19 protein-coding genes and 1 pseudogene are annotated in these 17,844 nt (G+C 33.6%); 9 read left to right on the top strand and 11 right to left on the bottom strand.

The window, feature by feature from the left end; all coding sequences use genetic code 11:
- Positions 1-305 precede the first annotated feature (305 nt).
- From G3I01_RS14800 to G3I01_RS14830, 7 genes are all read left to right on the top strand, one after another.
- On the top strand, positions 306-1,382 hold the full coding sequence (locus tag G3I01_RS14800; protein ID WP_219549077.1) for a HAMP domain-containing sensor histidine kinase: 1,077 nt from the start codon (positions 306-308) through the stop codon (positions 1,380-1,382).
- A 16-nt stretch (positions 1,383-1,398) separates the two neighbouring features.
- Positions 1,399-2,727: a sigma-54 dependent transcriptional regulator gene (locus G3I01_RS14805; protein ID WP_219549079.1), complete on the top strand. Its 1,329-nt coding sequence runs from the start codon at positions 1,399-1,401 to the stop codon at positions 2,725-2,727.
- Between the two features lie 189 nt (positions 2,728-2,916).
- Complete coding sequence (locus tag G3I01_RS14810) at positions 2,917-3,075, top strand: hypothetical protein (protein WP_219549081.1); 159 nt, start codon at positions 2,917-2,919, stop codon at positions 3,073-3,075.
- A 368-nt stretch (positions 3,076-3,443) separates the two neighbouring features.
- Positions 3,444-3,863: a GreA/GreB family elongation factor gene (locus G3I01_RS14815; RefSeq protein ID WP_219549083.1), complete on the top strand. Its 420-nt coding sequence runs from the start codon at positions 3,444-3,446 to the stop codon at positions 3,861-3,863.
- A gap of 3 nt (positions 3,864-3,866) precedes the next feature.
- The gene (locus G3I01_RS14820) at positions 3,867-4,289 is read left to right on the top strand and encodes a hypothetical protein (protein WP_219549085.1); all 423 of its coding nucleotides are present in this window, start codon (positions 3,867-3,869) and stop codon (positions 4,287-4,289) included.
- Between the two features lie 103 nt (positions 4,290-4,392).
- Positions 4,393-4,890: a DNA starvation/stationary phase protection protein gene (locus G3I01_RS14825; protein WP_219549087.1), complete on the top strand. Its 498-nt coding sequence runs from the start codon at positions 4,393-4,395 to the stop codon at positions 4,888-4,890.
- 113 nt (positions 4,891-5,003) lie between these two features.
- Positions 5,004-5,219, top strand: coding sequence for a hypothetical protein (locus G3I01_RS14830; protein ID WP_219549089.1), 216 nt, complete (start codon positions 5,004-5,006; stop codon positions 5,217-5,219).
- A 549-nt stretch (positions 5,220-5,768) separates the two neighbouring features.
- Here the strand turns inward: G3I01_RS14830 and G3I01_RS14835 are convergent.
- The 5 genes from G3I01_RS14835 to G3I01_RS14855 form a co-directional block, all read right to left on the bottom strand.
- Entirely contained in the window at positions 5,769-6,476 is a 708-nt protein-coding gene (locus G3I01_RS14835; RefSeq protein ID WP_219549091.1) for a TVP38/TMEM64 family protein, read from the bottom strand.
- A 3-nt stretch (positions 6,477-6,479) separates the two neighbouring features.
- Entirely contained in the window at positions 6,480-7,334 is an 855-nt protein-coding gene (locus tag G3I01_RS14840; protein WP_219549093.1) for an SdiA-regulated domain-containing protein, read from the bottom strand.
- A 15-nt stretch (positions 7,335-7,349) separates the two neighbouring features.
- The gene (locus tag G3I01_RS14845; RefSeq protein ID WP_219549095.1) at positions 7,350-7,796 is read right to left on the bottom strand and encodes a hypothetical protein; all 447 of its coding nucleotides are present in this window, start codon (positions 7,794-7,796) and stop codon (positions 7,350-7,352) included.
- A gap of 183 nt (positions 7,797-7,979) precedes the next feature.
- Positions 7,980-9,248 (bottom strand): HAMP domain-containing sensor histidine kinase, encoded by a 1,269-nt coding sequence (locus G3I01_RS14850; protein WP_219549097.1) that lies wholly within the window; start codon positions 9,246-9,248, stop codon positions 7,980-7,982.
- Complete coding sequence (locus G3I01_RS14855; protein WP_219549099.1) at positions 9,245-9,922, bottom strand: response regulator transcription factor; 678 nt, start codon at positions 9,920-9,922, stop codon at positions 9,245-9,247. The genes G3I01_RS14850 and G3I01_RS14855 overlap by 4 nt, the downstream gene beginning before the upstream one ends.
- A 194-nt stretch (positions 9,923-10,116) precedes the next feature.
- Between G3I01_RS14855 and G3I01_RS14860 the strand changes: the two genes are divergently transcribed.
- Together G3I01_RS14860 and G3I01_RS14865 are read left to right on the top strand one after the other, a co-directional pair.
- Positions 10,117-10,578 carry a PepSY-like domain-containing protein gene (locus G3I01_RS14860; protein ID WP_219549102.1) on the top strand — a complete coding sequence of 154 codons (462 nt, stop codon included), beginning with the start codon at positions 10,117-10,119 and terminating at the stop codon, positions 10,576-10,578.
- A gap of 153 nt (positions 10,579-10,731) precedes the next feature.
- Positions 10,732-12,012 (top strand): chloride channel protein, encoded by a 1,281-nt coding sequence (locus G3I01_RS14865; RefSeq protein WP_219549104.1) that lies wholly within the window; start codon positions 10,732-10,734, stop codon positions 12,010-12,012.
- 66 nt (positions 12,013-12,078) lie between these two features.
- Here the strand turns inward: G3I01_RS14865 and G3I01_RS14870 are convergent.
- The 6 genes and pseudogenes from G3I01_RS14870 to G3I01_RS14895 form a co-directional block, all read right to left on the bottom strand.
- Positions 12,079-12,569, bottom strand: a pseudogene (locus G3I01_RS14870) (tyrosine-type recombinase/integrase); the annotation flags it as partial.
- A gap of 31 nt (positions 12,570-12,600) precedes the next feature.
- Positions 12,601-13,257, bottom strand: coding sequence for a cell division protein ZapE (locus G3I01_RS14875; protein ID WP_219549106.1), 657 nt, complete (start codon positions 13,255-13,257; stop codon positions 12,601-12,603).
- A complete protein-coding gene (locus G3I01_RS14880) occupies positions 13,241-13,990 on the bottom strand; it encodes a hypothetical protein (RefSeq protein ID WP_219549108.1) in 750 nt (249 codons plus the stop codon). Before G3I01_RS14880 ends, G3I01_RS14875 begins: the two co-directional genes overlap by 17 nt.
- A 3-nt stretch (positions 13,991-13,993) precedes the next feature.
- Complete coding sequence (locus G3I01_RS14885; protein WP_219549110.1) at positions 13,994-14,281, bottom strand: helix-turn-helix domain-containing protein; 288 nt, start codon at positions 14,279-14,281, stop codon at positions 13,994-13,996.
- 299 nt (positions 14,282-14,580) lie between these two features.
- Positions 14,581-15,396, bottom strand: coding sequence for an RteC domain-containing protein (locus G3I01_RS14890; protein WP_219549112.1), 816 nt, complete (start codon positions 15,394-15,396; stop codon positions 14,581-14,583).
- A 483-nt stretch (positions 15,397-15,879) separates the two neighbouring features.
- A complete protein-coding gene (locus G3I01_RS14895; RefSeq protein ID WP_219549114.1) occupies positions 15,880-17,694 on the bottom strand; it encodes an AraC family transcriptional regulator in 1,815 nt (604 codons plus the stop codon).
- Positions 17,695-17,844 lie beyond the last annotated feature (150 nt).

Consider the following 17,844-nt stretch of genomic DNA (forward strand, 5'->3'; position numbering starts at 1 on the left):
ATATAACTGGTTGCCAGAATATAGTGATGCTTATAATGCTAATAACAACGATTACTGAAATCAAAATAAACTGTTCACGGACTTTAATAAGCTAATTTTTGAAAACATTAAATATACCTAACCCCAAAGTGATTAAAAAAAGAAACCTAATATTTAGTTTTGATCAGGATAAGTTTTTCAATAAAAATTATAGAGTTTTGCTTGAGGAATTTAATTAAAAGACTTAAAGACATTACCTTTATTTGCAGAAAAACCGTTTTAAAGATTTTGAGTGTATAGTATCTTTAAAATTATTGATAATGTAAATGAAAAATACGGGAAAAGAGCTCGAAGAACGAATTAAAGAACTTACCTGTTTATACGAAGTATCTTCTATAATTGGAAATACAGAGGTTAGTCAGTTGCATGAAAGTTTTAATGCAATAGCCCTGAGCCTAAAAAAAGGATTTCAATATCCTGATCAAACTGAAATAGCCATTGAAACTCCTATTTGTTCAGTCGAAGCAAAGCAAATAAACGACACCTTTCAATTGACTTCTGAAATTCAGGTTTTCAATGAACAGAAGGGTTGCATTATCGCATATTTAAATGGAGAAACTTCATTCTTAATAGAGGAAAAGCAACTCCTGGATAATGTTGCTTTAAAAATTGGAAACCTCTTAGAACGGATAGAAATTCAGCAAAATGAAGCTTCCTTAAAACGACAGATGGAACGTGTTGACCGCTTAGGAATATTAGGCGAAATTACCGCGGGCATAGCACACGAACTCAATACTCCTCTGGCGAATATACTCGGTTTTGCTGAATTATTAAAAGATGAATTTCATGAGGATAAACATATTTTACAAGATCTAGATAAAATCATTGAAAATGCCATTTTTTCTCGTGAGGTGGTAAAAAAATTAATGTTTTTTGCGTGCGAAATGCCTCAGGAAATGCAAATGGTAAACTTGGTTCCCAGCATAAAAAACTCGCTTTCATTATTAGATGCATCGTTTAAAAAGGCGGGTGTAAAATACATTGTGAAATTAGACGATGATAAACTTATTCTGCGGGCAGACACCATACAGCTTACCCAAATCATTTTTAATTTAATAATCAACGCAATCTATTTCTCACCTAAAGATGGCCTGGTGACCATTGAGGCTTCGCAAACTAAAAATCATATCATTTTAAAAATTTCTGACGAAGGACCTGGTTTATCCGAAGAAGCATTGGAAAAAGTTTTCCAACCATTTTTTACTACAAAACCTACCGGTGATGGTTCCGGGCTGGGTTTAAGTGTCGTGCATGGAATTATATCCAGTCATAAAGGGCTTATTGCTGTAGAAAACAATAAAAGTAAAGGTGCCACTTTCACGGTAACTTTGCCTAAATCTTAATAATTTGAATCACTCCATGAAATTTAAAAAAGAAAATATATTAATTGTAGATGATGACATCCAAATCCTTGAATTATTGCAGCGTCATTTGCACTCATGGAGTTATCATACCTACAAAGCAGTATCGGTTAAAGAAGCTGTTCAAATATTGCGCGATACACAGATTGACTTACTGATTACCGATCTTAAAATGCCCGAAATAGACGGTATGGAGCTTATCAAATTTGTATCAGAACATTATCCACACTTGCCCAAACTAGTGGTGACTGGCTATCCATCACTTCAGGATTCATTGGTTGCCATTAAGTCTGGCGTGGTAGATTATTTAACCAAGCCTTTTACAAAAAATGAGTTAAAACAAGCGGTCGATAAATCTTTAGGAATTAATAATGAGACTAATGGTACTAGATTAAATTCGGAAATCAAAACTGACAAAGCCTATGGTGAAATTATTGGAAACTCAGAAAAGATAAATGATATTATCCAGATTATTGAGCGGGTAAAAGATAACAAAGCAACCATATTCATTAAGGGCGAGAGTGGAACGGGGAAAGAACTTGTAGCACGTGCTATACATTATCAAGGGAAATTTTCCAGAGCACCATTTATTGCAGTCAACTGCGGCGGTATTCCGGAAAACTTATTGGAAGCGGAATTATTTGGTTATACTAAAGGTGCCTTTACAGGAGCAGAAAAGAACCGGGATGGATTCTTCCAGGCGGCTAAAGGGGGTACGATTTTTCTCGATGAAATAGGAAACGCATCCACTACCGTTCAATCCCGTTTACTACGAGTACTACAAGAAAAAGAAGTTGTTAAGGTAGGAGCTCAGAAAGCAGAAAAAATAGATTTGCGCATCATTGCAGCAACCAATAGTAACCTGAAGGAGTTAATTAAAAAAGGTAGTTTTAGAGAAGACCTTTATTATCGTTTGACTGTAGTGGAAATTGAGGTAGCACCTTTGCGGGAACGTAAAGATGATATTCCTTTATTAACTGAAAAATTTCTTTTTAAATATGGTGTGGAATATAAAGACCGCTTTATAAAAATAGATCCGGAAGCTTCAGCTATTTTGTTTCGATATGATTGGCCAGGTAATATACGTGAACTGGAAAATGTGATTCAGCGAGCTGTTATTATGTGCGATAAAATTGTAACGGTCGAACATCTTCCTGATTCTTTAAAATACAATATAGACTTCCCTGAGCAGGAACTTCATCCTTTAAAAGAAATGGAAAAACGATATATCCAAAAAGTTTTGAATGCAACCAATAATAATAAAACAAAAGCAGCCGAAATTTTAGGAATTGATAGAAAAACCATCAGGCAAAAACTTTCAGGTTAAGTCTATTTTCAATGATACCTATTTACCCTTCCGGGTAAATTAGTCCCACCCTATAATTCTCTCTAAAATCTATTAATAAAACACGAAGCTTTGTATAACAAGGTTTTTTCAGCTTCTTTAACTATATAGCTCAGAGCTCTCTCTAAGTGGCATATGGATTGTCTTTAGTATATAAAATTAATGTATACTATGAAATCCAATCACTTCAATATATGCCCTACCTGTATTCATAAGAATTCCTGTGTACTTACCTCTCAGAAAAGCAAGGTATGGTCCTGTAGTGAATATGAGGAAAATATCCGGGATCCAACTTCTTCAATTAATTCATCAAGGGTTTTGATTCAATAACATTAAATAATTCTATTAAAACAATAATATAATAAAAATGATTTTACACGATTTAACCACGTTTCTTACAGGAAAAAATGAAAAGCAAACCAAACTTAGTTTTTCTACTGTACGTAATAGTCCTTTTAGGCTAGCAAATAAACGTCACCTCAGAAATAGAGGTTTACTTAAAAATCCATTTTAAAATAACAATATGTATTTAATCTCACTCCTGTAACTTCTAAGGGAAAAATTCCAATGAAGAAATAAAGCTGAGTTGGTTAATTATAGAAATCTAAAAAACTGTGGATGTGATGTCACGAAATTTAAAAAGCTTAATTACAATTTGGGGTTTTCCCTTAAATTAAATAACAATAATAATTTATATAATGAAGTATGGTAGTTTAATAATAGAAAAAAAAGAGTATGTGTATTTAAAGCGTATACTCAATATTTCAGGATATGTTGAAGATTTTGAAACTCAGAAATCGTTGCAGCTGTTAATCAATGAATTAAAAAATGCTCAAATAGTAGATGAAACCGATATGCCAGATGATGTAATTCGGTTTAATAGCAAAATCAGAATATCCTCTGAAAAAGCGTGTAAAAAAAACTTAGAACTTGTGATTCCATCCCAACAGGACAGAAAGAAAGGAAAAATATCCGTTCTTACTCAATTGGGAGCTGCTCTTTTTGGTCATTCTAAAGGAGATATTATGGAATATAACTTTCCTTCGGGCAGTCAGAAACTAAAAATTACTGATGTAAAACAAGAAAAAAGCGAAAAAAAAATTTCTATAAAAATTTAAATAATGAAAAATTTAGAACCAGAAATATATCAATATGATACAGAAATTGAGGTGACGCATAAATTAAACACTATAGAACTGGACTACTGGATTGGTCATTTAAAATATGTAAAAAAGGAAATGATCAATCTTATAGGGATTTGCAACAAAGATTTAGACAAAGATTTTGATGATGAAGGACTGCTCCAGAAACTTCAAAAAAAATATATAGAAAGCGAAACTTTATTAAATGCGCTTCTAAAATATAAGGATTCAAGAGAAAGTATTTTAGAATGTGAAGATGCTCAATGTGATATGGATTTTGTCGTTGAACACGAGAACTATAGACGAAGTTACCTCTATCATCTGGATAAATATCGCAGGTTAAAATATAATTTTTTTCAAAAGGCGAAAGATAGGTTCACTTTACTCAACAAAATAGCCTAGGAAGTAAGGTTATGGAATGTTGAGCGTTAAAGAAAGATTAATTAATAAAAAAGATAATTGAGCAAACGGCTTAATTATTCGAATAGTATAAATAATAAATTAAATGAATACAAATATTGGAATTACAAAAGAAAATAGAGAAATAGTAGCAGAAATACTGAGCGTACTTTTGGCTGATGAATTCGTGCTTTACACAAAAACTCTAGGTGCACATTGGAACCTTGAAGGACACGACTTCCATACGAAACATTTGTTTTTCGAAGAGCATTATAACAGCATCAAGAAAACCATCGATGGTGTTGCTGAACGAATCCGTAAAATCGGATCTTACGCTCCTGCCACTTTACAGCAGTTTCTGGACTTGACTCATTTAAACGAAAACTCTATAAATGGCAATTCTAGCCAGGATTATATTAAGACACTCTTAAAAGATCATTACACTATTATTCAATTCGTTAGGGGGATAATTTCTGAGATAGAAGAAAAACACAATGATGCAGGTACAGCCGATTTCCTTACCGGATTAATGATGGAACATGAAGAAATGGCCTGGATGCTTAGAGCAAGTATATCAATAAAAAGCACTATTAAAAACGGATAATGTAACACCTAAGTTTTTTTTTAATATAAAGAAAAAAACGAGTGTGTTTCGTTAAACCTATTTTGGAATTCGGTCAAGTTCCAGCGTTAATTTAGAAAAAAGTAAAATATCTAATGGACATAATTAATAAAGCGAATAAATTCGAAAGGAAAAAAATGAGTAATATGTCGATGAGCGACCGTGTTGCTGCTTCCCGTGAAGCAAAGGAACTAATTTTGGGAATAAATGAAATTTACAAAGAAAACAGCGATCCCAAATTAATGGATTTAATGAAAAGGCTAACTGTTAAAAAAAAGAAAATTGAAGTTAGATTAAAAGGCAGATCATAATTAATCTTTTTCAAATAATAAAGTTTATTAAAAATTATGAAATTCATCCAGTAAAACTTAGAGACCGGAAAATTTCGAATAAAATAAGTGTAGAGCTTCGCTACGACCGTATAACAATAATATCGGATAGTTCGACGCAAGATGAATTTCAACAAATTTTTTTACTTAATAGATATGATGAAGGCGTTTGAATATACCAGGACGCTTGTTTGCACATGGCTAATTTCGATAAAAGAACCATAAAGAAATATATCTAAAAAAAAGATTGAAATGGCGTATATATTTTTTTCTTTGAGAGCATGGCTAAAATCGGGGATCAAATTTTGGATAAGAGAAATGCATTAGGATTATCGGAGACCACTTCTATTAAATTTGAAACTCTTGAAATTCAAAAAATACTTTTTATGGAAGCACCTATGGAGGTATACCTGAGTAAAATCTAAAGTTCTGAGACTATATTTTATACCAGTTACCTACAAGGTGGGGAAGAATTAAATGGAAATGATACTTTCCTGTTTAAAGGCATTCATTTTAGAACTAAAAATCCTTTTATTTCTTCTTCTTTTTCTTATCCCAGTAAACATAGACTCCAAAAATTACCAGACTTACCAGGGAACCCCACAATAATCCGCTTTTTAAAGCATCGGTGCTTTCGCCAATTATCGCAATAAAAACTGTTAGCGGAGCAATCCCAACCAAAGTGGCGCCAATAAAACGCCAATATCCCATTTTTAATATCCCCCCAACAAAACTAATCGCGTCATTTGACAGGAATGGGTTAAGCCTTGTAACAATCACTGCCCAAAACCCGTAATCTTGGAGAAAACCGGCAATTTTCCTTTCTGATTTTTGTCCTATCAGCTTTTGTACAATCACCGGCCCAAAATAACGGCCTATCCAGTATCCGATAGAAGAAGCGGTAAAAATAGACACCAACAATATAAAACTTCCCCAAACAGGACCATAGGCCAAAATCGAAACCACCATCAGGGCTATGGATGGAATCACCAGTAGAAACATTTGCGCGACCATACAAACAACAAGCAGAAGTGGCCCAAACCAGCCAAATCCATCCACCCAATTCTGGATTTTTTGGTTATCATTACTGGTGAGCACATTCCAGCTTTCATTTAGAAATTCTTGAACGTTGGGTATAAAGAAATAAGAACCAATAATCAGGATCACAATAGAAATTGAAATGTAAAGTGGAGTTTTGCTTTTTTCTACCGAAGCAGTTTCCAGGGAGGTAGTATTCATATTCTATTTATTTTTCAATTCAATTTCTAAAATATTCGCAGGGTCGCTCCCAGCTTCATTCGAAATATAGAGGCTGCCTTCTGGTTTAAAAGTGAGACCTTCCGGCTGATTAAATTCATCTTTACTTAAGGCATACACACTTTTAAATTTTCCGCCTGCATCCATAATGAGCAACCTGGGATCTTTGGCATCCAGAAGATAGATTTCACCAGTTTCAGGATGGATTTCAATTTCTGAAGGGCGGAATTTTTTACTCATTTTCTTTTCGGAATTATTCAGAAGCTTGTCTTTCATATTTAACTTAAAAACGGGCGTTTTAGCCAGTTCTTTATTTTTTAGATTAAATGCATATACCCCCTTGTATTCTTCGCTATCGTTTTCCTTATCCTTAATAGCCAGCATTAGGCGGTTATTTGATTTATCTAGGCAGAGTCCTTCCACATTATGGGCTTCCGTTAAAAAAGTTTCAAATTTGAAGGTCTTTGGATCCTCGCTATCAAAATTTGAGATTTCAAAAATAGTTCCGTCATTGCGCACCACGTAAGCGGTGTTTCCATTGATGGCAAGACCTTCATAATCGCCGGCATCGGCAAAATCTATTCTCTTTTCAATTTCAGAAGTTTCAAGATTATAGATAAAGACGATCCCGTCTTCATCCTGGACACATGCAATTCTATTTTGATCCAGCCATTCTATTCCGGAAACTTCATCTAGAATTTTGGGAAGTTCCCATTTAGACTCAATTTTATACTCGTATTTTTTTTCTTTGGAAAGTGTTGCTTTACGATCAAATGAAAAAATCAATCCACCCGCAAAAACAACAACTCCCAGTACGATCAATACAGCTGACTTATTCATGATTTCATTTTATAATTAATCCAAATATTCTATATCAGGATTCACCTCTCCGGAAACATTATAAACAGCCTGCTCATCCTTCAGCGTTCTTTCAAACTCTACCTGATAATAAGTGACCCCGTCAATTATCAAAATTTCAGTATCGTCTATTTCATTAGACTCATACTTTGTGTTGATGATTTCTGTTATCGGTCCTGGCAAATCAGATATTAAAATGTCATATTTATATTTGAGTAAATTCCCATCATTGCTAAGAATGGCTGTGTGGTCTATATTATCAACTTCGAATTCCACTTCGTAATCCTCCTGGAGTTTTTCCCATTCTACATCTGTAGCATCAGGGAATTCACGCTGAAAAGTATTTAATACTACTGAAGGTGTTTCAACATTGGGACTGTCGTCATTATCACAGGAAATGAACATACCTGCCAAAATCGCTGTCATTAAAATTATCCGTTTCATATTTTTATGATTTACATTTTTAAATTAAAACAAAGGTGTGACCCAAAACTGGAAAGAATTTGGAATAGAAAATTATGGCTTGGATACTTCGCCATCCGTAAAATGGACGCTTTGAAAAAATTTAAGAGTGGGAACTGGAAAGAATCAGAAATTCAATTCCTTGAGATAGATTTTAGAAAAGGTTTATTTCTTGGGAAACCCTACTTTAAAAATATGCTTTTCATCAAAGTGATATGACAGCGCGAGGTTATATTCGTCGGCTATGGCTTTTGAGATTGCCAGGCCAAGTCCGTTTGAATTTTTGTCCCTTATTTTATAAAGCCGGGTAAATAATTTTTCCTTTTTAAGTTCTTTATTTTCCGAAAAATTGGAAATATTGACTATGCTATTATCAGTTTTAATTTCAATCTTACTTCCGCTTTCACCATGAAAAATGGCATTTTTAATGAGGTTGGTGAAAAGAATAATTGCTAGATCCTTGTTCATTTCAAATTCTATCGCTTCCTTTAGATCCATAACCACCTCCATATTTTTATGCCTTGAAAAATCTGAAAAGTCATCCACCAGATTTTCGATAATGGTATTTATAGACACTCTTTCTTCGGCAACAAACTGCTGATTTTCAATTTTACTTAATAGCAATAAAGATTTATTAAATCGGGTTAAACGCTCCAGGTTATTAAGTACCGCAGCGATTTGCTTTAGTTCATCCTCGTTTAGCTCGTTGTTTTCAATATATAATTCCAGTTTATTAATACTAATTGCCAAAGGGGTCTGTAACTCGTGGGAGGCATTTTCAATAAACTGCTTTTGCCCGGTAAAACTATCTTTGGATTTTTGCAATAGCTGCTGAATTTGCTTATTAAGCAAATTGAATTCTTCAATAGAAGTTTTTTCGACCTTTATATTTTCATCTTTTTCAATATTGAAATTTTTAAGCTCACTTATAAGCTTATAAAAAGGGTTCCATACTTTTTTTAGCACAATGTTATTCAGAAGAATAATAGAAAATATTAGTCCTAAATATAACCACAGCAGAGAATACAACAGGTCTTCAATAAGATCGTCCTCCTCTACCATGGAGGTAATCACCTTTAACTTATAATATTCCCCATTTTGCTGAAAAACACTTTCCAGTAAGCGTACGGGTTCAAAATCTTCTTCATTATGCATATACATTAAGGTGTCGCGATAATTGTCCTTGAGGTTTTGAACATTTTCTAATTCCACTTTTTTAATAGTATAATAGCCTTCCCCGAACTCATTTTTCTCTAAAATAGCAGCATCTTCTTTCACACGACGTATCACCAACATTTTCTGGTTTTCAAGTCCATCATCCATGCTATCATATATTTCATCCAGCATTTCAAAATAGAATAAAACAGCCCATACTGAAAGCAAGATCAAAAGGATAATTGCAAAATACCGGGTGGTATAATTCAGCAGTTTCATAAGCCTATTAATTTGTATCCAATTCCATAAACGGCTTTAATTTCAATTTCTGCGTTTTGTTCATTCAGCTTTTTTCGCAAGTTTTTTATTTGCGAATAGATAAATTCAAAATTATCTGACTGGTCAATATAATCGCCCCAAACATGCTCGGCAAGCGCCGATTTATTGACCAAGCGGTCTTTGTTGGTGGCAAGGTACATCAGGATATCAAATTCTTTTCTGTTTAAAGTGATTTCAGTTTTATCAATAGACACCACATGTTTATCCATATCTATAGAAACATTTCCGATTTGCAGAATATTGGAACCTTCCAATTTTTTCCGCCTTAAAACCGCATTGATCCTGGCATGTAATTCTGCCATATGAAAAGGTTTGGGCAAATAATCATCGGCGCCCAGATCCAGTCCCTTAATTTTATCGTCCAGGGAATCTTTAGCTGAAACTATGATCACACTGTCTAAAATTCCTTTATTTTTTAACTCCTTAAGAATCTGAAACCCATCCCCATCGGGCAGAGAGATATCCAGTAAAATACAATCATATTCGTAAACACCAATTTTCGAAAAAGCTTCCCTGTAACTGCTAGCTGTTTCCACCACAAATTCTTCTTTTTCTAGAGAATTCTGCATGTTTTCGAGCATTTCCTGTTCGTCTTCTATAATTAGTATTTTCATGTTCTGCAGCTTTGGAGCTAAAATACGTTCGAAATCTAGAAAGATTTGGGAATTACAATTTTAAACATTCCTAATTTTTTCCAGTTTTGGTGCTTTTATTTGTGTCAAAATCAAAAACCTCACGGAAAGTCCAAGAGATTTGAATTTGAATTAATTTAAAAATACGAGGTAAGCCTCGGGAATCAAACCCCTCAATGAGGGTTAAAAATAAGAAAGATATGAAAAGTTTAAAAGTAGCTGCACTTGCCTTACTTGCAACTGCAACAGTAAGTGCCCAGGATTTAAAAAAGGAGGAAGTCCCATCTGATTTGATGTCTAATTTCGAAAAAGAGTACGCTAACGCTACAGATGTAGAATGGGAAAAAGAAGACGAATTGTACAAAGTGGAATTTGACATGGACCGCAACGAATATGAGCTTTGGTATGATGCATCCGGGAGAATGACCAAAATAGAAAAAGAATTGAAGGTTACAGAATTGCCTCAAGCTATTAAATCTAAAATCAGTAGCTCTTACGCTTCATATAAAATTGATGATATTGAAATCAAGGAAGAAAATGAAAAAACTACCTATGAAGTTGAACTAGAAGATGGTAGAAAAGAAATAACTGTGATTTTCGACGAATCCGGTTCTGTAATCAAGGAGTTTGAAGATTAGAAAAGATCAAGAACAATTTAGTTTTAAAGGCTCAAGTAATTTGAGCCTTTTTTTATTGGTTAAAAGAAGATTTTTACTTGCCGTTTAAAAATTATAAACTACCCCTAATATTAAATGATTTGTAAATTTGCATAATACCAAATCTTACCCCTTTTGAAAACAAAGAACAAGCGGAAACTAATTACCTATCTAAATATTTTAGATCAGCCCTTAAAGTTTAATCCTTTTCTATTCAGCAGAACATTTTTTCTCTGGGCACTTCTAGGTATTCTTGGCGGACTTATTTCCGGTACTTATTGGATTATACTAGAATTTTTAACCCATGGCTTGGCTTTTTTTGATGGCTGGCTGGTGATCCCTACAATGGCGGTTGCCGGGCTTCTGGCCGGTTTTATTATTCATGTTATTGGAGATCCGGGGGAAATCCATTTAATCGTCAATAATATCAGGTTTAATAAAGGTAAACTAGATCCAAAAAACAATCCGTCTATGGTGCTTTCATCTTTACTTTGTGTGGCTTCTGGCGGTAGCCTTGGACCCGAAGCTCCTTTAGTACAGGTAACGGGATCTACCGGAACCTGGCTTGGGAGAGTATTGAGAATGAAAGGTGAAGAGCTTCGGTCTATGAGTATAGCCGGGATGGCTTCAGGCTTTACTGCTTTATTTGGAGCTCCCTTGGGAGGAAGTTTGTTTTCATTGGAAATTTTGCATCACAAACATGCCGTAGAATATTACAAAGCAATCATTCCAGCCTTTGTGGCCAGTTGCTTCAGCTATATTATATTCGCGTTAATCATACATTTAGGACTTGGTCCAATTTGGGACCTACCCTCTTATGAAATGCAGGATAAATTTGATTTTGTCTATGCGATCCTTTTTGGCGTGGCGGGAACCATCATTGCCTGGACTTTTATTTTCTGTACTAAAATTTTAAAAATTGCTTTTCAAAAAATTAATTTTCCTATATATATCAAAACCTTAATAGGTGGGGTGATTTTAGGAGTAATTGCTTTCTATTATCCGCTCACCCGTTACTTCGGACACCATCAGATAAATGACCTCCTCCTGAATAATCTCTCCCTACAGTTCCTTCTTGCGATATTAGTTTTTAAAATAATTGCCATTGCTGTTACCGTAACTTCCGGATGGCGTGGAGGATTTATTATTCCATTATTTTTTACTGGGGCTACATTAGGATTGATTATTCACCATTTATTTCCTGAAACTAATTTGTCCCTGGCAGTAATTACCTGCATGGCAGCAATAAATTCTTGCGTTACAAGAACTCCCATGAGTACCACAATCCTACTAGCTACTCTTACAGGCTTCACCTACTTTATCCCTATATTGTTTGCTAGTTTAACAGGATATTTTCTAGCTCCCAGAATACCATTTATAGGTTCACAAATGGAAAAACCATTATACTTAGAATAATCAGCAATTAATGAACATTAAAAAAATACTCAATAAAATTTGATTGTAGTTTTCTCGAAAATTTTATTAAAAATTAATTACACTATCCAAAGCATCATCTGCATCGCGATGAATAAAATTGGTCTGATAATTTAAAGTTGTTTTTAAGTCACTATGTCTATATAATTTCTGTAGCATTAAAGGGTGGATTCTATCCCCTGCAATATTTCCGAAACTATGACGGGCAATATGATTCGATAATGTTTTATTAATATTACAAAGTTTGGCTATTTTTTTAAATAATTATTGAGGAGTTTAGTAGTGCTTTTTGTCCGAGTATAAATTTATTCAGCTTGAGTTTGATCTACATCCCTTAAAAAGGGAAATAAATATCCATTATTGATTTTTTTATCCGGCCTATAATAATCAATGATAGTCTTAGCCTTATCAGGAATTTTAAGGCTTAATGGCTTACCATTTTTTTCCATTACATAATATAGACGGTTATCCTTGAAGTCTGACCATTTTAATTTAATTACGTCTCAGATTCGCATTCCGTTAATATAAAAAGAAAACAACGGATAAATTCAGTATAGCTCACCAAACTTCTCACTTCCTTTTATCAGGAGTATTCTGCTCAAAGGCTATTAGATTAAATAATTCGCGCATTCTACTTCTTACCCGTTCTCCATATTTCTCTTCTAACTCATCGGCGTTCAGGTTTGTTGTGCCATGAGTTTTTAAAGGTGTATGTAAAAATAATTCATATCTGGAAAGCAGAATTTCTCCGATTACATTACAATCTTTTCCATAGTGTCTTCCAATCGGTTCAACTCCCATATCGTCAAAACAGAAAACACCGCTTTCTCCATAATCCTCAATTGTTTTGTATCCCAGGTGATTAAAAGCGAATACGATGTTCCTACAGGGCATTACTGCATATTTTCGCTGGTGAGGCACCAGGTTTGGTAAAAGCTTCATGAGGCTGGTCTTTCCACAACCTACAGGCCCTGAGAGCAGCAAACCTTTGTTAGGATCTATTTCATATTTTTTACAGTTAATAGGATCTTTGATGAAATAAGAGCAAAGTTTAAGAAGTATTTCTTTGTCCCCCTTGTAGATCTTGAACCGTTTTCCAAACAGCAATTTCCCTTTGGCACCGAGATAAACCAAGATCTTTGGAAAATCATATTTTACAGATTGCCCGTCGAATTTGCCCAGCGAATATTCCACGCCACCTTCCATGATTTTAGAGGGGTTCTCCATAGTTCTTATTTTTAGATGTTTTTAGATTTTCGTCCTTTAAAGAATTTAGCTTTTGTTTTTCTTTTTTCACTTTGCCTATAGATTTGCTACTTTCTATCCAACTTAAAGCTAAAGCTTTCCAGTTATAAACTGGTTGCTTATCGCCTGTATGCCAATGATGAGACTCATAGTACTCGAAAAATGTTTTTGCATAATTAGCATCAGATCCCATTTTTTTAAAAAAAATTAAAACAGCCTTCCTGTTTGGTGGTTTATAATGTTTATTCTGTTTATTAATGTTTATATTAGATACCAGCGCTTGTCCAATTTTGGGATGGTATGAGTTTAGTACTTTATCATCTATGGAATTGTAGTGTTCCGCAACTTGATCTGAAATTGGATCGTAGTGTTCCGCAACTTGATCTAAAATGGGATTGTAGGGTCCCGCTACAGTATCATCAGTAGGTAAAAATACGATCATCTTAACTTTACTGCCTTTAAAAGGATTGTTTGACGGAAAGTAGGTGAGATAATTCCAGGAGTGTAAATCTGTGATGCATCTGTGGTAAGTTGTTGGTGAACCGATCTTTGCTATTTGCATCATTTCTTTGCGGTTCACAAAAAATTCATTGGTGAATCTGCATACATTCCATGTCTGGAACAGAGCCATATACAAACTAATATGTGACGGATTGAGGCGTTGATCATGGTAGAAATTTTCAAACGCCGCAGTAAGTAATTTAATATAGTTCATAGCCTAAAAATTAAAATTGTGCTGCACCCGGTTCTCTTCCATAATTTGTTGAATTTCCTGGGCGTCATAATAAATGATCCCGCCTATTTTAGTGTAGGGAAGTGTACCATTGATTCGAAGATTTTGTAACGTCCCAGGGCTGATTTGTAGAAGGTCCATGACTTCAGACGATTTCAAGTATCGTTTAAGAGTTAACTGGGTATTTTGCTTAGAAAGAATACTTTTAAATTCTTCGAGCAATTCAAGTTTAAATTCTCTTAGGTCATCTGTGGTGATAATATTGCTTGCCATAATCAAAGGGTTTTAAAGGAAGAGGCTACCAAATGGTTAAAACTTTTTAATTGATAGCCCCTAACATAGATTGACTTTCGTTGTACAAAATTGTGGAGTTTTACCGAATAAAAATCACAAGATGACCGGACTCCGGTTAAAATTTAACAGTGAACAAATAGCACTAAATCAGAGGGTTTAAAATGAAATTTAGCTGAAATTTTCATCTTAATGAGTCCATTATTTATGATTTCAAGTTGAAAATAAAAAAACCGGAGATGGACCGTATACGGTCGTTTTTTAACAAAAAAAAAGAAGTGTTAGATCTCCCTCATTCGGGAAGATAGATTGAAGGACAATTCATCTAAAAATTGTGTTTGGCTCTTTTTCCTGGATTTTAATTCTGTGAAAGTTTTGTACATATCTGCATTATCGAAGTCATAAACATTTTGAAAAAAACTTGCAATGTCTTTGAGGTCCACTCTGCCCCCATTAAAGGCTTTTTGCTCATGTAGCGCATATATGAGTTCAATTAATGCTGCTTTACTTTCTGTCCATTCCAGCTTTTTCGCGATATTGATGTTAGCTTTATTGGAATCATTTATGTTTTCTAACTCTTTCTTCAAAAACCTTAAATACAGGCCGTTTGCGTTTAATTCACTTAATACTAAATCATGAGAAGTACTGAAATTAAGATCTCTGAAATAGTGATGGGTTTTACAGGATAAGGAAAAATTATATTTTCTGGTGAAGTAGAACTCATCAAAATGATTGTGATTTAATTCCATGTATCGTGAGAATTCTGATTCGTGCTGAAAAAAATTATTGAGCCTATTTATTTCGAGTTCTATAAAATTTTCCTGGAATTTCTTTCCGCCTTTTGGAAAATTATTAAGGTAAGAGTACAGATTAGAATAGTAAACCAAGTAAGTTAAAGGGATTTGCTTTTGAACTTTAAAGAAAAGAATTTCGGAAGGAGTATCAGGAAAGCCATTCAAATAAATTTCCTTTCTATATTTTTCTAAAATATTTCGGCAATACTTAATTACTTCTAAGTAGATAGTATTCTTATTCAGGAAGGTTTCTTCAATTTCCTGGATTTCATTCTTCACCTCATTTTCAGTAACCAAAACCATAAATCGATATTTAAGGAATACCACCTTAAATATCCTGCGATTCAGTCACTTTTCATAAAATTAGAAATCTGGTTTTATAAACTGAAGGCCGGCATATATAAACGATTGGAGATACTTTTTATAATAAAATTAGAGGGATTTGGTTAAAGGCTCATAATCCAGATTGGATTTGCCAAAACTGAAAATCTTACTAAAAAGGCGAATGGTTTCATTATAATCACCGGTAGTTTCATTCCCATTTTGGAAATTCATATAATTAATTGGTACTTAAAAAACTTTTAATACCTAAAAAAATTATCCCCAATTAAAAATGGAATATTAGGATATAGAAATTATACTATCCTAATTCAAAGTTATTAATGTTTGTAAAATTGTTTACAATCTTACTTCTAGTTTTTAACATAAATAAAATTTAAACTAGGTTTTTTTCATTGTTCCCACCGGTCAGAAAGCTAGATTCTCCCTCCTATGTTTACAATTTTTCTAGCGTATTCTTAATTCCTTTAAATATTTTGAAGGGTAAACCCCTGTTTTTTTAAAAAAGGCTTTCGAAAATGATTCTCCTGTTTTAAAACCAAAAATTTCCGCCAGGCCTTGGTAATTATATTTCAATAAGTCTGGGTTTTTACTTAGCTGATTTATTGCCATTTTAATCTTTAAATCCTTTATATAGGTTGGGAAATTCATCTTTTTATAATGATTGATAACAATCGATAAATAGGTGGTGTTGGTTCTCATGTGCTGAGCAAGACTATACATATCTAAATCTTTACTCATAAATTGCTCTGAATTTTCAAATAAAACCAGTTTTTCTAAAAGATCCTTTCTGATTTCTTCTGGTACGGATGAGGGGTGGTCTTTAATTGTAATGTTTTTTTCCTCCTCTATTTCCTGTCCTTTCATGAGAAGTTTTAATCTGGCATTCATTTTTTGTGATCGAATATGTAAGTATATAACAGTAAAAATTGCTAGAACGGCCAGAATGGCGACTAAAATTATATATTGGCTTTGTGCCTTAAGTTGGTTTTCAGCTTTGTTTTTTTGTCTTTGAAGATCTGGAATATCATATCCAACTACAGCCTTATTGGTTACATTTTGATGGTCAAGGGATAGGATGCTATCATAATAGATAAGCTTTTCAATGTATCCTATTTGTTCTTTCGCATGATTATTTAAAGTCGAATTGATTATTAATTGGTGATAAACATCTTTAACTTCCTCAAAAGGGTCCTGTGTCGATGAGACTATCGAATCTATATTTTCGAAATAATTAATGGCCGCTTCTTTATTCCCCTTATAGTTTTCAATTTTTCCTAAATAGTAAAGTTTGATAGCCTTGCTGGTTCCCTCTAATCCATTAATATATTTCAACAGTGTATCTTTCGACCTATTATAATCCTTATTGAAATAATTTATTTGCGCATCCACCAGGACAAAATCTTTAAAATCTTCTTTCTTATTCTTTATACTGGATAAATCAATGCCCTGTTGGACATAAAATTTTGCAGAGTCGAGTTGGGATAATCTCAAATGTGTAAGGGAGAGATTATAATATAAAGTAGAAAAGTCGTCGTAGAATTCCACTGGACTTGATTTTTCCTTTAATAAATTAAGTACACGCGTATATATATCAACAGCGGCATCATGTTGTCCGTTAATATTCCTTATGGCAGCGATGGCCAGAGAAATATCGCGCTGATCTTCAATATTATCCTTTTGTATGGCCAGATTATAAGCTATTAAAAAGTTATCCAGGGCAAGCTGAAATTTTCCCTGATCATAAAGAATGTTTCCTTTAAGAATATAGCCAAGAGTCGGATAGTTTGGATGTAGGCTGTTTTCGGTAATATTAATCATGGAATCTGAATAAATCAATCCTAGTTCAGGTTCCTCAGTTAAAATTCTATAATAAAAGGCTCTGCCTATTTCAATGTTATTATTTTCTTTTTTGGCCCTCCTAAGATGAAATTTCACAATCTCCCGAAGATTACCTAAATTCGACTCAGCCAGAGCATTCTCCTCAAGTTCATGAAATTTCTGATAGGGTATATTAACTGAATAGTCAGTCTTATTTTTACGTATTCCCTTTTGAGCTATTAAAGATCCGTTATTGAATAAAATAGAAATTATACATATCAAAATATAATTTCGTTTATCCTTTATTTGGTAATAAAAAATCATCTTATCAATTATTAGGTTGCTGTTTAACAATAGGTTATAAAGAACTAAAATAATATAAAACGCAAGAGAAGATAGAAGAAGATGCTTGTCATTTATAAATGATATAATAATCGTCAAAACACCATAACCTTACCTTTCGGGAGGATATAGATTTTATCATGCAGTATATTAAGCGTAATAAATGAAACTTATTTTCCTTGAAGGAGATGGTAAAATTGACGTTTTATAATTCTCTCGAAAATTCCGGTTTTAAGTTATCAACAAGCC

This window comes from Gramella sp. MT6 (genome assembly GCF_019357415.1).
Lineage (GTDB): Bacteria > Bacteroidota > Bacteroidia > Flavobacteriales > Flavobacteriaceae > Christiangramia.

Coding starts and splice junctions, on each gene's coding strand:
- G3I01_RS14800 (WP_219549077.1), top strand. CDS start 306: ATGAAAAATACGGGAAAAGAGCTCGAAGAACGAATTAAAGAACTTACC.
- G3I01_RS14805 (WP_219549079.1), top strand. CDS start 1,399: ATGAAATTTAAAAAAGAAAATATATTAATTGTAGATGATGACATCCAA.
- G3I01_RS14810 (WP_219549081.1), top strand. CDS start 2,917: ATGAAATCCAATCACTTCAATATATGCCCTACCTGTATTCATAAGAAT.
- G3I01_RS14815 (WP_219549083.1), top strand. CDS start 3,444: ATGAAGTATGGTAGTTTAATAATAGAAAAAAAAGAGTATGTGTATTTA.
- G3I01_RS14820 (WP_219549085.1), top strand. CDS start 3,867: ATGAAAAATTTAGAACCAGAAATATATCAATATGATACAGAAATTGAG.
- G3I01_RS14825 (WP_219549087.1), top strand. CDS start 4,393: ATGAATACAAATATTGGAATTACAAAAGAAAATAGAGAAATAGTAGCA.
- G3I01_RS14830 (WP_219549089.1), top strand. CDS start 5,004: ATGGACATAATTAATAAAGCGAATAAATTCGAAAGGAAAAAAATGAGT.
- G3I01_RS14835 (WP_219549091.1), bottom strand. CDS start 6,476: ATGAATACTACCTCCCTGGAAACTGCTTCGGTAGAAAAAAGCAAAACT.
- G3I01_RS14840 (WP_219549093.1), bottom strand. CDS start 7,334: ATGAATAAGTCAGCTGTATTGATCGTACTGGGAGTTGTTGTTTTTGCG.
- G3I01_RS14845 (WP_219549095.1), bottom strand. CDS start 7,796: ATGAAACGGATAATTTTAATGACAGCGATTTTGGCAGGTATGTTCATT.
- G3I01_RS14850 (WP_219549097.1), bottom strand. CDS start 9,248: ATGAAACTGCTGAATTATACCACCCGGTATTTTGCAATTATCCTTTTG.
- G3I01_RS14855 (WP_219549099.1), bottom strand. CDS start 9,922: ATGAAAATACTAATTATAGAAGACGAACAGGAAATGCTCGAAAACATG.
- G3I01_RS14860 (WP_219549102.1), top strand. CDS start 10,117: ATGAGGGTTAAAAATAAGAAAGATATGAAAAGTTTAAAAGTAGCTGCA.
- G3I01_RS14875 (WP_219549106.1), bottom strand. CDS start 13,257: ATGGAGAACCCCTCTAAAATCATGGAAGGTGGCGTGGAATATTCGCTG.
- G3I01_RS14880 (WP_219549108.1), bottom strand. CDS start 13,990: ATGAACTATATTAAATTACTTACTGCGGCGTTTGAAAATTTCTACCAT.
- G3I01_RS14885 (WP_219549110.1), bottom strand. CDS start 14,281: ATGGCAAGCAATATTATCACCACAGATGACCTAAGAGAATTTAAACTT.
- G3I01_RS14890 (WP_219549112.1), bottom strand. CDS start 15,396: ATGGTTTTGGTTACTGAAAATGAGGTGAAGAATGAAATCCAGGAAATT.